Origin of the sequence: Catenulispora acidiphila DSM 44928 (genome assembly GCF_000024025.1) — a bacterium.
Lineage (GTDB): Bacteria > Actinomycetota > Actinomycetes > Streptomycetales > Catenulisporaceae > Catenulispora > Catenulispora acidiphila.
Window position 1 is genome coordinate 7385798 of the sequence record NC_013131.1, and the last position, 23082, is coordinate 7408879.

At 71.2% G+C, this 23082-nt stretch carries 11 protein-coding genes; 5 read left to right on the forward strand and 6 right to left on the reverse strand.

The annotated features are described in order from the left end of the window. Positions 1-47 precede the first annotated feature (47 nt). The gene (locus tag CACI_RS31745; RefSeq protein ID WP_015794991.1) at positions 48-4175 is read left to right on the forward strand and encodes an SGNH/GDSL hydrolase family protein; all 4128 of its coding nucleotides are present in this window, start codon (positions 48-50) and stop codon (positions 4173-4175) included. 89 nt (positions 4176-4264) lie between these two features. Continuing rightward, a complete protein-coding gene (locus CACI_RS31750) occupies positions 4265-7348 on the forward strand; it encodes a S53 family peptidase (RefSeq protein WP_015794992.1) in 3084 nt (1027 codons plus the stop codon). Here CACI_RS31750 and CACI_RS31755 read toward each other — a convergent pair. Then, positions 7333-10245 carry an AfsR/SARP family transcriptional regulator gene (locus CACI_RS31755; RefSeq protein WP_015794993.1) on the reverse strand — a complete coding sequence of 971 codons (2913 nt, stop codon included), beginning with the start codon at positions 10243-10245 and terminating at the stop codon, positions 7333-7335. The two genes, CACI_RS31750 and CACI_RS31755, sit on opposite strands and share 16 nt — an antisense overlap. A gap of 195 nt (positions 10246-10440) precedes the next feature. Continuing rightward, positions 10441-10746 carry a LysR family transcriptional regulator gene (locus tag CACI_RS31760; RefSeq protein ID WP_049871767.1) on the reverse strand — a complete coding sequence of 102 codons (306 nt, stop codon included), beginning with the start codon at positions 10744-10746 and terminating at the stop codon, positions 10441-10443. A 296-nt stretch (positions 10747-11042) separates the two neighbouring features. Here CACI_RS31760 and CACI_RS31765 point away from each other — a divergent pair, with 296 nt between their 5' ends. Further along, positions 11043-14621, forward strand: a complete 3579-nt coding sequence (locus CACI_RS31765; RefSeq protein WP_015794995.1) for a cell wall-binding repeat-containing protein — start codon at positions 11043-11045, stop codon at positions 14619-14621. Between the two features lie 70 nt (positions 14622-14691). Here CACI_RS31765 and CACI_RS31770 read toward each other — a convergent pair whose 3' ends face one another. The 3 genes from CACI_RS31770 to CACI_RS31780 are packed head-to-tail and all read right to left on the reverse strand — an operon-like array spanning position 14692 to position 18601. Further along, positions 14692-15459 carry an SDR family NAD(P)-dependent oxidoreductase gene (locus tag CACI_RS31770; protein WP_015794996.1) on the reverse strand — a complete coding sequence of 256 codons (768 nt, stop codon included), beginning with the start codon at positions 15457-15459 and terminating at the stop codon, positions 14692-14694. Continuing rightward, positions 15456-16562 (reverse strand): flavodoxin-dependent (E)-4-hydroxy-3-methylbut-2-enyl-diphosphate synthase, encoded by a 1107-nt coding sequence (gene ispG / locus CACI_RS31775; RefSeq protein ID WP_085953951.1) that lies wholly within the window; start codon positions 16560-16562, stop codon positions 15456-15458. The genes CACI_RS31770 and ispG overlap by 4 nt, the downstream gene beginning before the upstream one ends. 44 nt (positions 16563-16606) lie before the next feature. Continuing rightward, entirely contained in the window at positions 16607-18601 is a 1995-nt protein-coding gene (locus CACI_RS31780; protein WP_083796175.1) for a 1-deoxy-D-xylulose-5-phosphate synthase, read from the reverse strand. Between the two features lie 471 nt (positions 18602-19072). Here CACI_RS31780 and CACI_RS31785 point away from each other — a divergent pair, with 471 nt between their 5' ends. Both CACI_RS31785 and CACI_RS31790 read left to right on the forward strand, forming a co-directional pair. Then, a complete protein-coding gene (locus CACI_RS31785) occupies positions 19073-21181 on the forward strand; it encodes an ABC transporter ATP-binding protein/permease (protein WP_015794999.1) in 2109 nt (702 codons plus the stop codon). A gap of 40 nt (positions 21182-21221) precedes the next feature. Beyond that, positions 21222-22370, forward strand: coding sequence for a threonine synthase (locus CACI_RS31790; protein WP_015795000.1), 1149 nt, complete (start codon positions 21222-21224; stop codon positions 22368-22370). Between the two features lie 75 nt (positions 22371-22445). Here CACI_RS31790 and CACI_RS31795 read toward each other — a convergent pair whose 3' ends face one another. Next, on the reverse strand, positions 22446-23042 hold the full coding sequence (locus tag CACI_RS31795) for a TMEM165/GDT1 family protein (protein ID WP_015795001.1): 597 nt from the start codon (positions 23040-23042) through the stop codon (positions 22446-22448). Between the last annotated feature and the right edge of the window lie 40 nt (positions 23043-23082).

Below are 23082 nucleotides of genomic sequence, written 5' to 3' on the forward strand. Positions count from 1 at the left end.
GCGAGCGAACCAGAGCCCTGATTCCCATCTGCCCCTGGAGGGACCCGATGCCGACCGGTGCGAACCGAAGGCGCTCCATCCGCCCGCTCCTGTTGGCCGCCGTCCTGGCGCTGGCCTGGGGTTCCGCGGCCGGCCCGCTGGCCCGGCCGGCGCACGCCGTGACCGCGCCGGACTCCAGCACCGACCCGGCCGCGGCCATCGACCCGGTCAGCGATCAGGACCTGGTCGCCGACCAGGCGATGGCCGCCGCCTCCTCCCAGGCCGCCGCCTCCGGCACGCCGCAGGCGGTGACCGCCCTGTTCAGCCCGACCGAGCAGGTGTTCGCCAACCCCGGCGGCGACTACACGATGACCGCCTCGCAGCTGCCGACGCAGGTCCTGAAGGCCGGGAGCTGGGTGCCGACCGATGCCACGCTGGCGCCGGACGGCAGCGGCGGGCTCGCGCCGAAGGCGTCCTACGACGCGCTGAGGCTGTCCGGCGGCGGCACGACCGCGCTGGCGGCGCTGACCGCCCAAGGCATGACCCTGACGATGGGCTGGCCCAGCGCCCTGCCGACGCCGGCGGTCTCCGGCGCCACCGCGACGTATCCGGACGTGCTGCCCGGCGTCGACCTGCAGGTCAGCGCCGACGAGCTCGGCGACGTCAGCGACGTGCTGGTGGTCAAGGACGCCGCGGCCGCCGCCGACCCCGGGCTGGCCTCGATCGCGTTCCCGGTGACCGCGCCGGGCGGCACCGTCTCGGCCGACGCCGACGGCAACCTCACCGTGGCCCAGGCCGACGGCCAGGCGCGCTACTCCGCCGCGGCGCCACGGATGTGGGACTCCGCCACCGGAACCGATCCGATCGTCTCCAGTCCCGACGGTCCCGGTACCGCCGCGGCCACCGCCGCCGTGGGAGTCGCCGTCGGCGCGAACGGCACCCTCACCGTGACGCCGTCGCAATCGATGCTCACCTCGGCCGCCACCGCCTACCCGCTCTACGTCAGCGGGCCGCAATGGCACGCGCACTGGGCCAACGGTCCCGAGCAGGCCTTCGACGAGGTGCAGCAGGGTTGCCCGGGCACCTCGAACTTCGACTCGACCACCTACGACGGCGACGGTTTGGGTACCGGCGACAACACCTACTGGGACTGCACGGGCGTCGAGCGCGCCTACTACCGATTCGGTCTCCCCCTCTCGCAGCTCGCCGGGGCGCAGATCATCTCGGCGACCCTGAAGACGACGGTGAGCTTCGCAGCCTCCAAGGGCAGCAACAGCGACACCCTGAACGTCTACTCCAGCTGCGGGATCGACGGCAGCACGACATGGAAGCACCAGCCCTGCCGGGACACCACGGCCAACCCCAACAGCCCGAACCCGCTGGCCACCGCCTCCTTCACCACGACGAACCAGCACCCGGGGCTCGGGGTCGGCTTCAACGTCGCCTCCGGTCTGAACGCCGCGCTCGCGCACCACTGGGGCACCTGGACGCTCGGAGTCACCAACGCCGACGAGAGCGACGGCTCGGACTTCGTGCGCCTGGCCAAGAACCCGAACATCTCCATCGAGTACGACCACGCGCCGCGCCAGCCCTGGGGTCTGACCGCGATCGACGGATCGGCCAACACCGCGTGCGTCACGACCGCGCCGTACCCGTGGATGGGCAAGACCGCCTCGGTCACCCCGCCGAAGCTCTCGGCCTACGTCGGCGACGTCGACGGCGACCAGGTGCAGGCCGGCTTCCACTACTGGATCGAGGGCACCAGCACCGGCGGCACGGTGTACTCCACGGTCGCCAGCGGCCAGCTGGCCCAGGCGCCCGAACCGCAGTCGTTCGTCTCGGCGCTGGCGACCGGCCAGACCGTCGACTGGCAGGTGCGCGCCTATGACGGCCACGCCTACGGCCCGTGGTCTCCGGTCTGCCACTACAAGATCGACAAGACCGCGCCGGACGAGCCCGGCGTCACCTCGGCCTACTACCCGCAGCTCGTCTCCGGCCAGACGCCGGTCGCCGCCGGCACGCCCGGGACCTTCACCATCCAGGCCGGCGTCGGCGCGGCCACCTCGATGACGTTCGTCTACCGCCTGGACGCCGCACCGCCGGCGGTGAACGCGCCGAGCAACGAGAAGATCGCGGCCACCAAGGTCGCGGCCGGATCAGGGTTCGTCTACAGCGCCGCCATCACCATGGCCGCGCCGAGTCCCGGGCCGCACAACCTGTACGTGTACTCGGTGGACCAGGCAGGCAACGCCTCGGGCGAATACATCTATCAGTTCCTTGCGAACCCTGACGTCCACGTCACCTGCGCCGACCTCAGCTCGTGCTTCAACAACACCCTCACGAGCACGAACGCCAACCCGGCCGCGGGCAACGCCGACGGCGGCTCGGCCTCGATATCGGCCACCGATCTGGCGGCGGCCGGCTGGCCCACGGCCGGCGGCACGGTGACCGTGGACGGCGCGCCGATCAAAGTGCCCGCCTATGGCAACGGCGCCAAGGACAACGCGCTGGCCAAGGGCCAGACGATCGACCTGCCGGCCGGGACCCGGGGCAGCGCCCTGGTGATCCTGGCCACCGGCACCGAAGCCAACGCCGTGACCCCGGACGTCGACACCGCATCGGTCCCGGCGAACGTGGCCGCGCCGATCCTGCCGGGCGGCGCCCCGATGGTCGCCCGGTACGACGCGACGCACCACGTGGCCGTCTACCCCTCGGGCACCGTCGCCTACGGGACCGGCCCGACCTCGGACTACAGCGTCAGCGTCCCGGACTGGGCCGCCGGCCCGGCCGCCGCGGCCGTGGTGACGCTGCCGCACACCAACACGCCCTCAGGCCAGCTCGCCCGGCCGGTCAAGCTCTACGCGTTCGCGATCCCGCTGAGCCCGGACCGGACCCTCTCCTCGGTCAGCCTGCCCGACATCTCCGGCGCGGTGAACGAGAACGGGCAGCTCACCGACACCCCGGCGATCCACATCCTCGGCATCGGGGTTCGGCCGGTCCGCGGCGCGGGCCTGCCGACCGGCGCCGCTGTCGGCAGCGCGTGGACCACCGCGTGGAGTTCTCCGGACGAGGGCGTCTACAGCACCGCCGCCGGGCACTGGGCGGCGAAGCAGACGATCCGGACGTCGCTGACCCCGGCGGTCTCCGGATCGGGAATCAGGGTCCGGCTTTCCAACGAGGGCAACACCACCGGGCTCTCGATCGCGGGCGCGACGCTGGCTCAGCAGGCCGCCGCGGGCAGTCCGACAAGCTCCGGCACGCCGGTCCCGCTGACGTTCGGCGGCGCGCGGGCCGTCCAGATCCCGGCCGGCGGCCAGGTCTGGTCCGACCCGCTCCCGGCGACCGTCACCGCCGGCCAGCCGGTGCTGCTCAGCGAAAGCATCGGCGCGACCGTCACCTCAGTCCCCGGTCACACCTGGAGCAGCGGGTCCACCACCACCTGGCTGACCGCGGCCGACGGCGTCGACCACAGCGGTGACACCGCGGCCGCGGCGTTCACCGCGACCGGCACGAAGACCGGGCACTTCACGAACGTGCTGGCCGGTCTGGACGTGGTGACGGCGAGCGCCGTGCCGACCGTCGCGGTGCTCGGCGACAACGTCGTCAATCCCGGCGGCACCGGGATGAAGCCGGTGTCGGGCAGCCCGCAGCTGGCCGACGCCATGCGGGCGGCAGCCGGCGGCGCGAGCGTCGTGGACGCGGGCCTGCCCGACAACCACGTGGTCGGCGACAGCACCGCGGCCGCGGGCGGTCCGGCGCTGCTCACCCGCATCGACCGGGACGTCCTGGACGAGACCGGCATCGGCACGGCGGTCCTCGACGAGGGATTGGTCGACGTCCTCGGCGGGGCGAGGAGCACGTCCACGACGAACGCCTACGGCGTCCTGCAGAACCTGCTGACCTCCTTCGGCGTCAGCGCGATCTACGCCACTCCCACTCCGTGCGGCGGCTACAGCGCCTGCACCAGCACCGTGGAGGCGGAGCGCCAGAACCTGATCAGCTACATCGGCAACTCCACCTACTCGGTCGTCAGTCCCTACGAGGCGGATTTCTCCTCAGCGATCGGCGGCACCGCCAATCCGCAGGCTCTGTTGGCCGCCGACGACGCCGGAGACCACGTGAACCTCACCCCGGCCGCGTACACGACGCTCGCCGCGACCGTCGACGCCGCATGGCTCAAGCCCAACTCCCGATGAGCAGCCACCGCCTCGCGGCGGACCGTCCCGCCCGCCGCGAGGCGGTCCCGCCACCGCATCCGACCACCGACGTATGTCAGGAGCCTCCTATGCACGTTCGCCGACCCCGGTGGCGTCGCGCGGCCGGGATCGCCGCCGCGATCGCCGTGTCCGCGACGGCGGTCCCGGCCGCCCAGGCAGCAGCCGGATCGGCGCCGCCGACGGCACCGGTCAGGATCGGCGCCGCGCCCCGTCTGCCGGCCCGCACCGTCCCCGCTGCGACGCCCGCCGACTCCCAGCCGCTGCACCTGCGGATCGGGCTGGCGCCGCGCGATCCGGCCGGACTGGCCGCTTTCGTGGCCGCGGTGAGCGACCCGAAGTCGCGCCAGTATAGGCACTACCTCGCGCCCGGCGAGTTCGGCAGCCGCTTCGGCGCGACACCGGCCGCCCTCGCCGCGGTCGGCGCCGAGCTGCGCTCGATCGGGCTCTCCCCCGGCGCGACCGACGGCAGCGGCGAATCCATCGCCGTGGACACCACCGTCGGCGCCGCGAAATCCATCCTGCACACCGGATTCTCCGGCTACACCACCGCGGACGGCCGCCACGCCTTCGCGAACACCGCCGCCCCGGCGCTGCCGCCGGCCCTCGCTTCGGCGATCACCGGCATCACCGGCCTGGACGATCTGACGGCGCCGCGTCCGCAGTTCGTCAGCTCGAACCTCGGGAGCCAAGCGGCGCTCACCCCGCAGGCGCCCTCACCGGATTTCGCGGCACCCGGGCTGTGTCCTCAGGAAACCAGCATCCTGGCAGGCCAGGGCAAGACCGACGGCCAGCAGTACTACGACCCCGCAGACCTCAACGCCATCTACGGCAACCGCGACCAGTACATCGTCGGCGACTACGGCGAGGGCGTCACCGTCGCGCTGCCGGAGTTCGAGGGCTTCACCCCGGCGGCGATCGCGCAGTACCAGAACTGCGTCACCCCGCAGAACACCAACGCCGGCACGCCCGGCGGGCTGACGACGATCGCCGTGGACGGCGGGCCCACCACGGCGGCGCCGACCGCGGCGAACCAGGTCGGCATGGAGACCGCGCTGGACGTCGAGACGATCAACGGCACCGCGCCCGGCGCGGCCGTCCGGGATTATGAGGGCCCTGATACGGCCGTCGGCGCCCTGGACACCTACCAGCGGATCGTCACCGACGACCAGGCCCAGGTCATCGCGATCAGCTGGAGCGTCTGCGAGCTCGACGCCGCCCCGGCGACCCTCGCCGCCGAGAACACGATCTTCCAGCAGGCCGCCGCCCAGGGACAGTCGGTGCTGGCCGCGACCGGGGACAACGGCTCGACGGCGTGCCCGGCGAGCAGTCCGCACGCCGCCACCCCGGCGGTGTCCGACCCCGCCTCGCAGCCCTCGGTCACCGCGGTCGGCGGCACCACGATGAGCGGTGGCGGCGGCGCCGGGCTGACCACCTGGAACACTTCCGGCGGCGCGACGGGCGGCGGCGTGTCCACCGTGTGGAAGCAGGATGCGATCGGCGCCGCGTATCAGGCCGGCCACACCGGGCCCGGGTACGCCGACGCCTGCGGCGCGCCCGCCGGGACGACCTGCCGCCAGGTCCCCGACGTCGCCGCGCACGCCGGCGCCGACGGGCTGATCGTCGAGTACTACGCGACCGGCACGGCCGGGAGCTGGGCCATCGTCGGCGGCACGAGCCTGGCGACCCAGCTGTGGGCCGGTATCACAGCGCTCGCCGACAGCAGCGACGACTGCGCGGCCACCGGCCCGATCGGCCCGCTGAACCCCGCGCTCTACCACGCCGCGGCCGACGGCTCCGGATCGTTCACCGACGTCACCACCGGCAGCAACGCCAGACCCGCATCCGGCTACACCGGCGCGCTTTACACCGCCGGTCCCGGCTATGACCTCACCACCGGACTCGGCGCCCCGCTGACCGACGGCCTCGTGCCGGACCTGTGCGGCTACCCCGCCCCGGCTGCCGGCAGCACGTATCACCCGGTGAGCCCGGCACGGATCCTGGACACCCGCAACGGCACCGGAGCCGGCGGCAGGATCGCGCAGGTCCCGGCCGGCGGAACCGTCACGCTGGCCGTCACCGGCGCGCACGGCGTGCCGGCGAGCGGGGTCACCGGCACGGCGCTGAACCTCACCGCGGTCAGCAGCTTGGGCGGGTACCTTTCGGTCTCCGCGCACGGCACCGCGCGTCCGCTGTCCTCCACCGTCAACTACGGGGCGAACCGGCCGGCCTCCAACTTCGTCACCGTCGCGGTCCCCGCCGGCGGCCAGATCGACATCACCAACCACGGGACCGCCGGCGCCGACGTCATCGCCGACCTGTCGGGGTACTACTCCGCGACCCTGGCCGGCGGTTCCACCTACACCGCGGTCAACCCGTTCCGGATCCTCGACACGCGCGTGCCGAACGGTGTCCCGGCCAAGGCTCCGGTGGCGGCACACGGGACGCTGGCGTTGCAGATCAGCGGCACGCACGGCATACCGGCGACCGGCGTCACCGCGGTGGCGCTGAACATCCAGGTCGCCGACGACGCCTCGGGCGGCGACCTGATCGCCTACGCCGACGGGACGACGCAGCCGTTGGCCTCGAACGACAACTGGGCCGCGGGTCAGACCGTGTCGGACTTCGCCCTTGTACCGGTCGGCGCCGACGGCAAGATCGACCTCTACAACAGCAGCCCCGGCTCGGCCAACGTCATCGCCGACTTCGCGGGCTACTCCACGACCGCGGCCACCGGACTGAAGTTCCATCCCATCCGGGCGGCCCGGCTGCTCGACACCCGTGACGGCACCGGCGTCAACAGCACCGCCGGGCAGCCCTACCAGATCCCGGCGGGCGGCAGCTTCACCGTGAACCTGGACCCGGTCGCGCTTCTGCTGGGCGGCAATCCGCACAACGCCGTCGCGACCGCTCCGGCCGTCGCCCTGAACCTCACCGTCGCCTCACCGAGCAGCGGCGGCTACATCACGGTCTATCCCGACGGCCAGAGCCTGCCCGCCGTGGTCCCGGCCGCCGTCGACTTCACCGCCGGCCAGACCACCGCCGACGCCGCGATACTCCCGGTCGGCGCCGACGGCGGACTGACTGTCACCAACCACAGCGGCGGAACGATCCAATTGGTCATCGATCTCATCGGCTACTACGGCACGACCTGACCGCGTTCGCGCAGCCGGTCACGCAGCCCGCCCCGGATGCCGTCCGCGTCGGAGCTGTCCAGCTGGTCGACCGCCTCCAGGGCTTCGCGCCACGCCGACAGCGCGGAGCCCTGGTCGCCGTCCTTGTCCAAGACGTCGCCGAGCTGAGTCAGGGCTTTGGCGACGTAGTGGCGCGCGCCGTGCCCGGCGAAGACCTCGGCGGCCCGGCGGCAGAGCTCGGCGGCCCGCGGGTAGTCGCCGCCGGCGACCTCGATGTCCGCCAGGCTGAGAAAGGTGTTGCCGGCGCTGATCGGCGAGCCGAACTCCCGGTACAGGGCCAGCGAGCGCTCGCCGGCGGCGCGGGCCGCGTCGAGGTCGCCGAGGGCGACGTGGCAGGAGACCAGCGACCCGAGCGCGGTCGCCTGGCCCAGTCCGGATCCGGCGCGGGTGACGTGGTTCAAGCACTTCTCGCTGTGCTCGAGAGCCTCCGCGTAGCGGCCGCGCCGATAGGCGGATTGGCCCATGCTCAAGTGGACGTGCGCATGGCCCAAGGGCTCGTCCAGTTTGACCAGCAGGACGTGAGCCCGCCCCAGGTAGGCTTGCGCTTCGTCCTCCCGGCCGAGCTTGTCGGACACTCCGCCGAGCGGACGCAGCACGAGTCCTTGGGCGTATTCGTCGCCCAGCCGCTCGGCGGCGTCCAGACCGATCACCAGCGTCTCCAGCATGTCGTTCCAATACCGGTGCACGTTGAAGAACACGTAGCCGGCCCACGCGGTCTGCCAGGCGTGGACGTCGAAGCCGGTATCGGCCGCCCGAGCGATGACGGCGGGGAGCGCCAGGTGCTCGGCGGTGAACCACGCCGTGGCCGCAGCCTTGTCGGGGAAATCCTCCACCGCCACGCCAGGCTGCGGATCACCGACCTCGACCGGGTCCCGATGCGACGCCAGGACCATCGACGCCCGATAGGCGGAGTGCAGGTAGTGGTCGAGCATCCGCGCGAACGCCGCCGATCGCAGCTCCCGCTCCGCCGGGGCGTCGGCGAGTTCGGCGGCGTAGGCGCGCAGCAGGTCGTGACAGGCGAACCGGTCCGGCGCGGGCTCGGTGATCAGGTTCGCGGCGGTCAGCTCCGCCAACGCCGCCCTGGCCTCCGCGGCTTCCAGGCCGGCCAGGCTCGCGGCCGCCGCCAGGGAGACGTCCGGACCGGGGTACAGGCTCACCAGCCGGAACATCCGCGCCGCGGCCGGTGCCAGCTGCTGGTAGGACCACGAGAACACGGCCCGCAGATCGGTGGTGATATCCCCGCCGTTCAGCACGGTGAGCCGGCTCCGCGTGGTGCGCAGGCTGGCCAGGAATGCCGAGACCGGCAGCAGCGGGTTCATCGCCAGCCGCGCCCCGGCCACGCTCAGCGCCAGCGGAAGCCGGGCGGTGAGCTCGACCAGTTCGGCGATCGCCTCCGGCTGCTCGGCGACCACATCAGAGCCCAGCCGCCGCGCCAGCAGCTCCCGCGCCTGCGGCGGGTCCGGCAGGTCGAGCGGGATCCAGTGCGCGCCCTCGGCCGTCACCAGCCCGGTGAGCCGGTTGCGACTGGTCACCAGCACCAGGCACGCCGGGGTGCCCGGCAGCAGGGGACGGACCTGCTCGACGTCGCGCGCGTTGTCGAGAAGAATCAGGACCCTGCGATCGGCGACCAGGCTCCGGTAGAGCCCGGCCCGCGCCTGCGCGGTGGTCGGAATCCGCGCCGGCGGTATGCCGAACGCCTCCAGGAACACGCGAATCGCGTGGTCGGGGGCGACCGGGGCGCCGCCGGGATCGAAGCCGCGCAGGTTGATGTAGAGCTGACCGTCCGAGAAGCGGGAGGCGGCTCGGTGGGCCCACTGGACGGCCAGCGTCGTTTTGCCGATGCCGGCCATGCCCGCGATGACGGCGATGGCCGCGCCGTCGCGGTCGGCGGCGTCCAAGGTGGCGGCGTCGTGGGCAGCCTCGTCGGAGACGACCTCGTCGGCCAGCGCCGTCAACGCCGCCAGACTCTGCGCCCGCCCGCTGAAATACCGGGTCGCGGCGGGCAGCTGCCGGGGCACCACCGCCTGCGCACCACTGATCGAGGTGACGGCGCGCGCCGGACTCGTGCCCGCGGACCGCCCGTCGGCGGCCAACAGATTCAGCACCGTGCCGTGGCTCGCACCGGCCAGAATCCCTTGCTGCAGCGCCTGAAGCCGCGGCGTCGGATCGACCCCCAGCTCCGCGCTCAGCGTCCGGCGCGCCTGCTGAAACGCCTCCAGCGCATCGGCGCGTCGCCCCGAGCCGTAGAGCGCGACCACGAGAAGCTCATACAGGCGCTCGTTCAGCGAATGGTCGCGCAGCAACTCGGTGAGATCAGCGGCGGCTTGCTCGTACTCGCCGAGGTGCACCGCGGCATCGGCAGCGAGTTCCCGCAGCCGCAGCCGGAGTGCGGCCAGTGCCGGAAGATGGTCGCGCTGCAGCCGGGTCGCGGGCAGATCCTGCAACGGCTCACCGCGCCACAGAGCCAGGGCCCGCCCCGCCGCCGTCGCGACCGCGGACCAGTCCCCGACCCGCGACCGGTCCAGAGCCCGCCGCTCCAGCCCGGAAGCCTCCAGACTGTCCAGCTCGGCGTCACCCGCGAGCCTCACCAGATAGCCGGCAGGACTGGTCTGTAATCGCGCGGCCACATCCGGACCCACCGACCGCCGCAACCGAGCGACATAGTTGACCGCGGTCATCCGCGAACTCGCCGGCGCCCGACCGTCCCACAGAACGTCGATCAAGCTGTCCAGCGTCAGCGGCCGCCCCTGATGCAACAGCAGCGCCGCCAATACGGCCCGCTGCATAGGAGCGGCCACACTGACCGGCATGTCATCCTCGACGCGCACGTCGAGCGGACCCAAAAGCCCGAAACGCATGCCAGCCTCCCCGCCCCGCCGCACAGGCCTGCTCGACCCCTGCGACAGGATGGTAAGGCCCTCAGCTAGCAGCGGACCCGACGACCGCCAAGTGTTCGAAGAACGAGACACCACAGCGCGACTCCGCACCAGGCCGACACCGTCACCAACGCGACAATCCGCACCAGGCCCTCGCGCGCCACCCGCGCGAACCCGTCACGCCGGCAGCATCGTCCCCTCCTCAGCAGCCGCAACCGCACGCAACCGCACCACCAACTCATCCAACTCCGTCGACAACCCCGAGCCGTAAGCCACCAGCTCACGCCCAGCCGCCGTCAACGTGACCCCCCGCGGACTCCGCGACAACAGCTCGACCCCCAGCACCCTCTCCAACCGCTGAATCTGCGCCGAAAGCGTCTGCTGCGACACATACAACCGAGCCGCCGCCCGCGTAATACTCTGCTCCTCCGCCACCGCAAGAAGCGCCCACACCAACCGCAAATCGAGAGGTTCCACCGCCACGCCTCCCACCCGTCGACCGATCAAATCCCCGCAGATCCGCTTCAACCCTCTCCGGATCCTGATACGCGCCAGCGTATGGAGGCGCGATAGCCGCGTGATAGCGCGACCGTGCCTGCGGCTTTGAGGAGCGCGGCGGTATCAGGCTGCTCGATCACGCCCCATCGGCATCGACCACCGCGGGCTCCGCCACACAGCAATTGATCGTATTGACTCAACTCCCGCGCGACCTGTAGGAATTGGCGAACTATACGACGTCACCGCCGGTCAGTCGGCGTGTTCCATGAACAGGACAAGCCGTGTCGAAGCGCCGATCCCGAATAACCGCGCTGGGTGTTTCCGCCGCCGTCGTCGCGACGGGTCTCACTCAGCCGCAGTTGGCCAAGGCCGATGACACCACGGTGTCCGTCGACAATGCTCGGACCGGGTGGGATCGGAGCGAGCCCGGGCTCAGTCCGGCCGATGTCTCGGATCCCACCTTCGGGCAGATCTTCTCCACCACGGTCGACGGGCAGGTCTTCGCCCAGCCCGTGGTGGCCGGCGGGATGCTCGTCGTCGCCACGGAGAACAACAAGGTCTATGGGCTCAATCCGCAGTCCGGGGCGATCGAGTGGACGCGGGGCGACCTGGGGCCGGCGTGGCCGTCCTCGTCGATCGATCCGCCGACCGGGTGCGGTGATCTGGGTCCCACGATCGGCGTCACGGCCACGCCGGTCTTCGACGCGGCCAGCAACACGGTCTACTTCACGTCGAAGACCTACGCCGGCAACGATCCGACCGCGGCAAGTTGGCTGATGCACGCGATCGACCCGGGCACCGGCGTCGAGCGCTCGGGGTGGCCGGTCAAGATCCAGGGCTCGCCGAGCAACGACCCCTCGACGCCGTTCGACGCCTTCCACGAGATGCAGCGCCCCGGCCTGCTGCTCATGGACGGCGTGGTCTACGCCGCGTTCGGCGCGCACTGCGACTTCACGCCGTGGCACGGCTACGTCGTCGGCGTCGACGCCGCCTCCGGGCAGCAGACCGCGATGTGGACCTCGGAAACCAACGACGCCGGCAGCGGCGCCGGCATCTGGCAGTCCGGCGGCGGTCTGATGTCCGACGGCGACGGACGCATCATCCTGGCCACCGGCAACGGCATCAGCCCGAAGGCAGGGCCCGGCACCAGTCCCAGCGGCCACCTCGCCGAATCAGTGGTGCGCCTCCAGGTGGGCTCGGACCGGTCGCTGTCGGCAGTGGACTTCTTCAGCCCGTCCGACAACGCGACGCTGGACCTGAACGACACCGACTTCGGCTCCGGCGGGCCGACCGCGCTTCCGGACAGCTTCGGCACCGCCAAGGTGCCGCACGTGCTCTTCCAGGAGGGCAAGGACGGCCGGATCTTCCTGCTCAACCGCGACAACCTCGGCGGGATGGGGCAGGGACCCGGCGGCAAGGACAACGCCGTGCAGACCATCGGCCCGCTCCCCGGCGGCCTGTGGGGACACCCGGCGGTGTGGGGCGGCGACGGCGGCTACGTCTACCAGGTCGGCAACCAGCAACCACTGGTCGCGCTGCAGGCCGGGGCGACTGCGGCCGGCATGCCCACCCTGACCCAGGCCGGAACCAGTACCGACTCCTTCGGCTTCACCAGCGGATCGCCGATCGTCACCTCCACCGGCGCGAACTCCGGCAGCGCCGTCGTCTGGGTGGTGGACTGCCCGAGCGGATCCTGGGGCAGCGGCGTGACCGGCGAGAACGCGACGCTGAACGCGTACTCCGCGATCCCGGACTCCCACGGCACCCTCGACAAGCTGTTCTCCGCGCCGATCGGCCGGGCGGCCAAGTACTCGGTCGTGGCCACCGACTCCAACCGCGTCTACGTCGGCACCCGCGAGACCGACCTGGTGGGCAAGGTCATCGGCTTCGGCAAGCCCGCGAAGACACCTTTGACCACGGCTCCGGTGGCGTTCGGACCGGTCCAGGTCGGCGCCAGCGTCAAGAAGCAGGTGACGCTGACCGCCACACAGCAGGTCACGGTCACCGGCGCCACGATGAACGACTCGCCGTACGCCGTCGACCCCAAGCAGCTGGCCACGCCGGTGACGCTGAACACCGGCGACCAGCTGACGCTCACCGTCACCTTCGCCCCGACCGCGGTCGGCGCGGCGAACGGGATCATGACGGTCGCGACCAGCGCCGGCAGCGTCGGGGTGTCCCTGAACGGCAGCGGCCTGACGAACGGCCTCGGCGCGTCGCCGAGCCCGGTCCAGTTCCAGGAGGACCAGCCGACCGGCACACAGCAGACGATGGCGATCCGGATCTGGAACACGGGCTCGGTCGATGAGACCATCCAGAGCGTCACCCTGCCGAGCGCGCCGTTCACCGTCCAAGGACTGTCGCAGGGCACGACCATCGCCGTCGGCCAGTCGGTCTCGGCGTCGATCACCTACGCCCCGACCGCGGCCGGCCCGGCCGCCGACCACCTGACCGTCGTGTCGACCAGCGGCACCCTGAACGTCCCGCTCACCGGCGCCGCGGTATCAGGCTTCGGACACCTGCAGATCTCGCCGTCCTCCTTGAACTTCGGCAACGTCACCGTCGGCTCCACCGCGAAGGTGGGCTTCGACATCACGAACACCGGAACGGCTCCGCTGACGATCTCGAAGGCGAAGGCGCCGACCGGCGTGTTCACCACCGCCCTGCCGATCTCGGAGGGCCAGGTCCTCGGACCGACTCAGAGCATCCACGTCGACATGGCCTTCACCCCGACCGCGGCCGGTCCGCAACAGGCCCAGTACGAGGTCACCCCGGCCGACGGCCAAGGGGCGATGTTCGTCCAGATGAGCGGCAGCGGAGTCGCCCCGGGCAGCCCCACGGGCAACCCCGGCGGCAATCCCCCTCCCCCGGTCGCCACGGGAAACCCGACCGTCACCCGGCTGTCCGGCGACAACCGCTACCTCACCGGCGTCGCCGTGTCGCAGTCGCGATGGGCCAACGCCGGCGGTGACTCCTCCGGCCGCGCGACCGCGCACGTCGTCGTGCTCGCCCGCGGCGACCAGTTCGCCGACGCCCTGGCCGGCGTGCCGCTGGCCGCCAAGGAGAAGGGCCCGCTGCTTCTCACGGACCCCAACTCGCTGACGCCCGAGTCCCTGGCCGAGATCAAGCGAGTCCTCGGGACCAGCGGCGGGCAGATCAACGTTCTCGGCGGCACCAAGGCGATCTCCCCCGCCATCGTCAGCCAGCTGACTCACCTGGGGTACAGCGTCACCCGCTTCGCCGGTCCCGACCGCGACCACACCGCCTTGGACATCGCCGAGCACGGCCTCGGCAGCCCGCAGCACGTGGTCCTGGCCACCGGGCTGGACTACGCCGACGCGCTCGCCGCCGGCCCGTTCGCCACCGGACCCGCGGCGACCGCGGCCGGACCGGCGGCGGTGATCCTCACCGACGGCAAGACCCTGGCGCCGGACGTGCGGGCGTTCATCGCCAGCCGCGTCGCGCAGTCGTCCCAGGGCGCGACCGGAGCGTGGGCGATCGGCGGCCAGGCCGTGACGGCGGCGGCGGGTCTGCCCGGCTATGTCAGGCCTCTGGCAGGCAGCACCCGCTACGACACCGACGTCAAGGTGGTGCAGGCCGCCATGGCCGCCGGCGGCGTCCAGCAGATCGGTGTGGCGACCGGCGGCGGCTTCGCCGACGCCCTGACCGGCGGCGCGCTGACCGCGGCCACCGGCGGCGAGCTGGTGCTGGTGCCCTCGACGCTGCCCGCGGAGACGGCGAACCTGCTCAGTGCGCTGCGACCGCAGCTGACGGCGGTGGAACTGTTCGGCGGGACCGCCGTCATCAGTCCGGCGCTGGCCGGCCAGGTGACCTCGGCGGTGAACGGCCGGGCTCGCTAGCCCTGGAATCGGTGGGCCTGGAATCGGTGGCTCGGGAATTGGTGGGCCGAAAAGCTGCGACCCGGGAAACTCACCTAGTCCCGCCCTCGCCCCCGAACCGCCCCTCCAACCACCGATAAACCCCCGGCGCCACCCCCTGCACCACCACCGGCACGCGCAACCAGCGGGGCACGTACACCTCCGCCGTGCCCCGCTCCACGCACCGCATCACCGCCTCGGCGGCGGCCTCCGTCGGGATCGGTTTCGGCCAGCGGCGGGCGTAGGGGGTGCCGCGGCGGTCGAAGAAGGGTGTCGCGATCACGCCTGCCACCACCACGCCGATTCGTATTCCGGTCTCGCGCAGTTCGCCGCGCAGGCTGTCCGCGAAGCAGTCGAGGCCTGCTTTGCTCGCCGCGTACACCGCTTCGCCGCCGACGCCGAGGCGGCCGGCGATGGAGCTGACGAACACCACGCGGCCCGCGTTGTGCTCGCGCATCGCCGGGAGCAGTGCGCGGGTCAGGGCGATCGGGGCGGCGAGGTTCACGGCGAGGAGGCGGTCGGCGGTGCCTTTGGGCATCGTGCGGAAGTCGCCGTGCCAGCCGAAGCCCGCGTTGTTCACCAGGACCTCGATGCGGCCGTCGCCGACTTCCAGGGCACGGGTGGCGAGGCGTTCGGCTTCGCCGGCGTGCGCAAGGTCGGCGCAGACGGGGACGCCGTTCACGGCCATCGCGACGCCGGCGGTGGCACGTTCGTCGCGGCCGTGGACCACGACGCGGTAGCCGCGGCGGGCCAGCGCGGCGGCGGTCACCGCCCCGATGCCCGACGAGGCGCCGGTCACCAGGGCGACGCCCCGGCTCATGACCCCTCGGACAGGGCCAGCGCCTCCTCCACGAGCGCTTCGACGATCTGCGCCTCGGGGACCGTGCGGACGACCTCGCCGCGCACGAAGATCTGACCCTTGCCGTTGCCGGAGGAGACGCCGATGTCGGCCTCCCGCGCCTCGCCGGGACCGTTCACCACGCAGCCCATCACCGCGACGCGCAGCGGGTGCGGGAAGCCGTCGAACGCCGCCTGCACGCGCTCGGCCAACTTGTACACGTCCACCTGCGCGCGCCCGCACGACGGACACGACACGATCTCCAGATGCCGCCGCCGCAGCCCGAGCGATTCCAGGATGCTGATCCCGACCTTGACCTCCTCCACCGGCGGCGCCGACAGCGAGACCCGGATCGTGTCCCCGATGCCCTCCGACAGCAGGATGCCGAACGCCACTGCCGACTTCACCGTGCCCTGCATCAGCGGCCCGGCCTCGGTGACGCCCAGGTGCAGCGGGTAGTCGCACTGCTCCGACAGCAGCCGGTACGCCGCCACCATCACCAGCGGGTCGTGGTGTTTCACCGAGATCTTGATGTCCCGGAACCCGTGTTCCTCGAACAGCGAGCACTCCCACAGCGCCGATTCGACCAGGGCTTCGGGCGTCGCCTTGCCGTACTTCTCGTACAGCCGCTTGTCCAGGGAGCCCGCGTTCACCCCGATCCGGATCGGGATCCCGGCGTCCTCGGCGGCGCGCGCGATCTCGCCGACCTTGTCGTCGAAAGCCTTGATGTTGCCGGGATTGACGCGCACGGCCGCGCAGCCGGCGTCGATGGCGGCGAAGACGTATTTCGGCTGGAAATGGATGTCGGCGATGACAGGGATCTGCGACTTCTTCGCGATCGCGGGAAGGGCGTCGGCGTCGTCCTGCGAGGGCACCGCGACCCGGACGATCTGGCAGCCGGCGGCGGTGAGCTGCGCGATCTGTTGCAGGGTGGCGTTGACGTCCGCGGTCAGCGTGGTCGTCATCGACTGCACGGACACCGGCGCGCCCCCGCCCACCGGCACGCCGCCGACGTCGAGCTGCCGGCTGATCCTTCGTCGCTCGCGCGCCTCCGCGGCCGGGAAGGTCGGCAGTCCGATGTCGATGGCGTTCACAGTGTTCTCCTGTCTGGGGAAGGGGCGTCCGGCGGTCAGTGTCGGGGGCTCGACCGGGCCTGCCTCGCCTCGCCGTTCGTGGTGCGGACGGTGGTGATGAGCTGTGTTGTCTCAGGGAGCTGCGTTGTCGTTCCAGGGGGCTGCGTTACATCGGAAATCGGTGCTGTGCCAGGGATCTGTGCTGTCTCAGCGACCTGCGATACCTCAGGGATCTCCAACAACTCCGGAACAGCCTCCAAAGCGATCCGAGGCCCAGCCTGCAACCCGTCCACCACTGTCGCGACGACGTCCCCCACCCCCATCCCCGCGCCTTCCAAAATTTCTTCGCGACCACCCGCGGCCAAGAACTCCTGTGGCAGTCCCATCACCCGCACCGGCGTTGTCGACTCCGCATCGGCGCAGGCTTGCGCCAACGCCGTCCCCATCCCGGCGCTGCGCACGCTGTCCTCGACGGTCACCACCAACCGGTGCCGGTCCGCCAAGTGCGTCAGATGCGGATTGACCGGCAGGATCCAGCGCGGGTCGACCACCGTCGTGCCGATCCCCAGCCGGTCCAGCTCCTCGGCGGCGGCCAGGCATGTGCTCGCCGTCACGCCGGCGGCCACGATCAACACGTCCAGCGGCCGTCCCGCAGCCCGATACAAGATGTCGACGCCGTTCATCCGCGTGTGCGCCTCGATGTCGGGCCCGGCCACGGCCTTCGGGAAGCGGATCACGGTCGGCGCGTCGTCCACCGCCACCGCCTCTCGCAGCAGCTCCGCCAGCCGCGCCGGGTCCCGGGGCGCCGCCAGACGCAAGCCCGGCACGACGCTGAGGATCGCGCTGTCCCACATCCCGTGGTGCGAGGCGCCGTCGGGTCCGGTGACGCCGGCGCGGTCCAAGACGAACGTGACGCCCGCCTTGTGCAGCGCCACGTCCATGACCACCTGGTCGAACGCCCGGTTCAGGAACGTCGAGTAGACGCACACCACCGGGTGCAGCCCTCCGGCGGCCAACCCCGCCGACGAACACACCGCGTGCTGCTCGGCGATGCCGACGTCGAACACGCGCTCCGGGAACCGCCGCGCGAACTCGCCGAGCCCGACCGGCAGCACCATCGCCGCGCTGACGCACACCACGTCGGACCGCTCCGCGCCGATCGCGCTCATCTGCTCGCCGAAGACCTCGGTCCAGCTCTTCTTCGGCGGCTTGATCGGCGCGCCGGTGTGCGGGTCCACGACCCCGACCGCGTGCATCCGGTCCGCCTCGTCGCACTCGGCGGGTTCGAAGCCGCGGCCCTTCGTGGTGAGGACGTGCACCAGCGCCGGCTTGCCGAGCGCCGCCGCCGCGCGCAGCGCCTGCTCGGTCGCAGCGATGTCGTGGCCGTCGACCGGGCCGACGTAGGCCAGCCCGAGATCGGTGAACAGGTGCTGAGCCCGAGGCTCGGCGCGCAGTCCGCCGAGGTGCGTGGCGATGCCGCCGATCGTCGGGGCGTAGGCGCGACCGTTGTCGTTGAGCACGATCACGACCGGACGGTCGGCGGCACCGGCGAGGTTGTTGAGCCCTTCCCAGGCGAGGCCGCCAGTCATGGCGCCGTCGCCGATCACCGGCACGATGTGCCGCCGCGCCGGGTCGCCGGAGCCGTCGGACAGCTCGCCGCGCAGCTGGAACGCCTTGGCCAGGCCGTCGGCGTAGCTCAGCGCGGTCGAGGCGTGCGAGTTCTCGATCCAGTCGTGTGCGGATTCCGAGCGTGAGGGATAGCCGGACAGTCCGCCGTTCCGGCGCAGCACGTCGAAGCCCGCGCCGCGTCCGGTGAGGATCTTGTGCACGTAACTCTGATGGCCGGTGTCGAACAGCAGCACGTCGTGGGGTGAGCGGAAAGCCCGGTGCAGCGCGATGGTCAGCTCCACCACGCCGAGGTTGACGCCCAGGTGTCCGCCGACCGCGCACACCTTCTCGATGAGGAAGCCGCGGATCTCCGCGGCCAGTGCGGTCAGCTCGGCGGTATCGAGCCCCGCCAAGTCCTCCGGACCCTTCACTCGCTCCAGCACCGGATCGGCGGGCTGCCGCCGGGGTGCCGAAGACGACGACGAAGACTTGGCGGTCGTCCGCATAGGGACTCCTAACACTCGCCTACCATCGCGGCGCGGGAAGCAACTTGTGTGACTCCCACCGCACCAGGGTGGTCGCCTTCGGCGGTGCGCGCGTGCCCGGCGGGACGGACGCGAAAGCCGGGAAGCAGGTTCCGTGCCTGGTCAGCTCTCTGTGACCGGCGCCGTCGGGCTTCTTCCCAGGCTCGTCTGTTCGGGCGATCCGCAGGTTCGTAAACCTCCTTCCACCATCGCAGAAGGTGGTGGCATCGCTACGCAGAGCAGGAGATTCGGGCCGACGACTGGCAAAAGAGTAAGAATCACATGATCAATGCGGGAATCGGCGTCCATGTGTTACACACTGGGAATCCACGCGCAGTCCACCTATGTCGGACAGCGAAGGCGACTGGCCGATCCGGCAAGGCAGGGAACATGCAGGTTGAGCTCGAAGACCGCCGCGAGGCGGGCAGCATCACCGGCACGATCGCGACCCCGGTTCCGATCCTGGGCGAGGCCGCCCCGGTGGTTCCGATGGCTCCGGCTCCGGCGGTGGCTTCGGCTCCAGCTCCAGCAGCGATTCCCGCGGCAGTTCCAGCTTCAACGCTCACCTCGGCTTCGACGTCTGCTTCGACCTCGGCTTCAACTCCGGTGGCCGCTCCGACCCCCGCCCTCCGCCCCCTCGCCACGATCACCCCCGAATCCCCGGCCGCCCTGTCGACCCGCGGCCTGACCGTCACCGTCAAGCACCGCGGCGTGGTCAAGACCCTCCTGGACGACGTCGGCTTCGACGTCCCCGAGCAGTCCCTGGTCGCCGTCATCGGACCCTCCGGCTCCGGCAAGTCGACTCTGCTGCGCGCCCTGACCGGCTCGCGCCCCGCCGACTCCGGCGAGGTCCGCTACGCCGGCCGCGAACTGTGCGCCGAGTACTCCCTGCTCCGCCACCGCATCGGCCTGGTCCCGCAGGACGACGTCCTGCACGCCCAGCTCACGGTCAAGGCCGCCCTCCGCTACGCCGCCGCCCTCCGCTTCCCGCAGGGCACCACCGCCGAGCAGCGCGAACGCCGCATCGACGAGGTCCTGACCGACCTGCGCCTGACCGAGTTCGAGGGCAACAAGGTCGCCACGCTGTCCGGCGGCCAGCGCAAGCGCGTCTCCGTCGCCCTGGAGCTGCTGACCAAGCCCACGGTGCTGTTCCTGGACGAGCCGACCTCCGGCCTCGACCCGGGCATGGACCGCGACGTCATGCGCATGCTGCGCTGTCTGACCGACGAGGGACGCACCGTTCTGGTCGTCACGCACTCGGTCGCCGAGCTGCAGGCGTGCGACTTGCTGCTGGTGATGGCGCCCGGCGGCGGGGTGGCGTACTACGGACCACCGCAGGAGGCGCTGCCGTTCTTCGAGTGCGAGACCTGGGCAGACGTGTTCCTGGCCTTCTCGTGCCGGCGCGGCTATGACTGGGCCGGGGCGTACCGCTCGTCCGTCTATCACGACACATACAGCGCGACCTCGGCTGTGGAGTCCTCCGGCGCCACCACGCTTCCTTCGCCGCGGTCTTCGAGCGAGGACTTTGGTCCCGGAGCGTCCCGCGAGCGTAACGCTGCGTCAGCAACGGTCCTGCCGATTCCCGCGACTGCTGCCGCTGGTCCGCCCAAGACTTCCGCTCCCACCTCCTGCTACTCGACGCCTCGCGCGGCGCAGGGCTGGGGTTCCCAGCTCCGCACGCTCATCCGCCGCTACCTCGCGGTCATCGCCGCCGACCGCGGCCACCTGTGGCTGCTGGCCGCACTCCCGATGATCATGGGCCTGCTGAGCCTGGCCATCCCGGCCTCCTCCGGCCTGGCCGCGGCCTCCGGCGGCGACACGAACACCGACGCCCCGACCGTGCTTCTGGTCCTCGCGGTCGGCGCGTGCCTGACCGGCGCCGCCAATGCGGTCCGTGAGCTGATCAAGGAACGCGGCATCTACGACCGAGAACGCGCGGCGGGACTGTCGCGCTCGGCGTATGTGATGTCCAAGGCGATCGTCCTGGGCGTGATCACCGCGACGCAGACGATCGTGCTGTCGGCGATCTGCCTCCTGCCACGCCGCCTCCCGGCCCACGGTCTGCTGATCTCCGGCAGCGCCGTCCCGGAGCTGATGCTCGCGGCGGTCCTGCTCGGCGTCACCTCGATGCTGCTCGGCTTGGTCGTCTCCGCGGTCGTCCGCACCACCGAGAAGACCATGCCCCTGCTGGTCCTGATCACGATCGTCGAGGTCGTGTTCTGCGGCTCCCTGTTCCCCTTGTTCCACAGCCCGGCGCTGGAGCAGCTCGCCTGGCTCTCCCCGTCGCGCTGGGCGGTCGCCGCCGAAGCCGCGACGATCAACCTGCCGACCATCATGGGCCCACCCCAGGGCCGCACCACCACCGATCCGCTCTGGCAGCACTCGATCCTGCAGTGGGGCGCGGACATCGGGATGCTGGTCGTGCTGGGCACGGCGTGCGTGGCACTTGTGCTGCGGCTGCTGCGGCGGCACGAGTCATCGCTGCTGCGCGGCTGCTGAGGTTGCCGGAGGCGCGACTGGCAGTGGAATAGTGACAGCCGTGAACCCTCTGGCGTCGCTGTCCCTCCACTGCCCCGCCTGCGACAACCGCTACGCCCTCCACGACCTGGCCTGGCGCTGCACCGACTGCCACGGCGTCCTGGAACTGTCCGGCTTCGCCCCCACGTTCCCCTCACCGGCCGACCTATCCCACCGCCCGCCGACCCTGTGGCGCTACGCCGAGGCCCTCCCACTCGCCGAGCCCACCGCCATCACCCTCGGCGAGGGCATGACGCCGCTGGTCACGGCACCGGGCCGCTCGGACGTCCGCCTCAAGGTCGACTACCTGATGCCGACCGGCTCGTTCAAGGACCGCGGCGCCGTCCTGCTCGCCGCCCTCGCCGACAAGCTGTCCGCCGGCCGCATGGTCGCCGACAGCAGCGGCAACGCCGGCACGGCCATCGCCGCCTACGCCGCTCGCGCCGGCATCCCCTGCGAGGTCTACGTCCCGCAATCCACCTCAGCCGGCAAGGTCGCCCAACTCCGCGCCTACGGCGCCGCCGTCCACCAGATCCCCGGCTCCCGCGAGGACACCGCCGACGCCGCAGCCGAGGCGGCGGACGTCCCCGGCACCCTCTACGCCAGCCACGTCTACAACCCCTTCTTCTTCCACGGCACCAAGACCTATGTCTTCGAGCTCTGGGAACAACTAGGCGGACGCCTCCCGCACACCCTGGTCCTCCCGGTCGGCAACGGCACCCTCGTCCTCGGCGCCCACCTCGGAAGCCGCGAACTCCTCGCCGCAGGCCTGATCGACCGCCTGCCCCGCATCGTCGCCGTCCAAGCCGCCACCTGCGCACCCCTGGCCACAGCCTTCCAAGCCGGCCACGCCGAACCCGCGCAGATCACCCCCGAACCAACCCTCGCCGAAGGCATCGCCATCGCCCGCCCAGCCCGCGGCGCCCAAATCCTCGCCGCGATCCGCGCCACCGGCGGCGTCATCACCACGGTCACCGACGCGCAGGTCAGCGCGTCGCACGCAGCGCTAGCCCGCGCCGGCTTGTACGTAGAACCGACCGGCGCAGCCTGTTGGGCAGCTCTCAGTGCAGGACTCGTCGCGGAGCCCGAAACGCCACGAGACCCGGCTGTGCCATTCGCAGTAGCCCCCCTGTGTGGCAGCGGCCTGAAATCAAAGCCCCCACACTCCTGACCCACACCTTCGACGCCACACCAATGCTCATCCCTTGATCGCATCAACGCTTATTCGCATCAACGCCTATTCGCATCAACCCTTGATCGCATCAACCAGGCTGATAATCGCCAACACCCCCATGATCGCCGCAGCAATCCGGGTGATCACCGTGATCGGCACCAGCTTCAACAACCCTCTCCCGCCAACGATCGCCAACCCGGCCACCGCCCACAGCCCCAGCGTCGCGCCGATACCGACCGAAATCGGGTCGTGATACTTCGCCGCGAGGTTGGCCGTCACGATCTGCGTCAGGTCGCCGAACTCCGCGACCAGGATCACCCCGAAGCTCATCCCCGCGACCCGCCGAAACGTCGCCGGCTTGTTCCCCTTGAGCTCCAGGTCCTCCTCTACTTCCTCGTCATCGCCGCCGTGCCCGCGCAGCATCAAAATCGCGCCGAGCAGGAACAACGCACCAACCACCGCATGCAAAAGCCGCCCAGGCAGCAACGTCAGCAGACTGCCAGCGGCGATAGCAAGCACCACATGCACCAGGAAGCCGGAAGCGGTGCCAATGAAGACGTGCAGCGGGCGATAACGCGTCCCGAGCATCAGGGAGGCCAGGGCAGTCTTGTCCGGCAATTCGGCAAGGAAGACGATCCCGAACACAGTCAGGATGACAAGCAAATCCACGGCGGGCTAAGTCCTTCAAGTCGGGCCGCACCCGACGCCC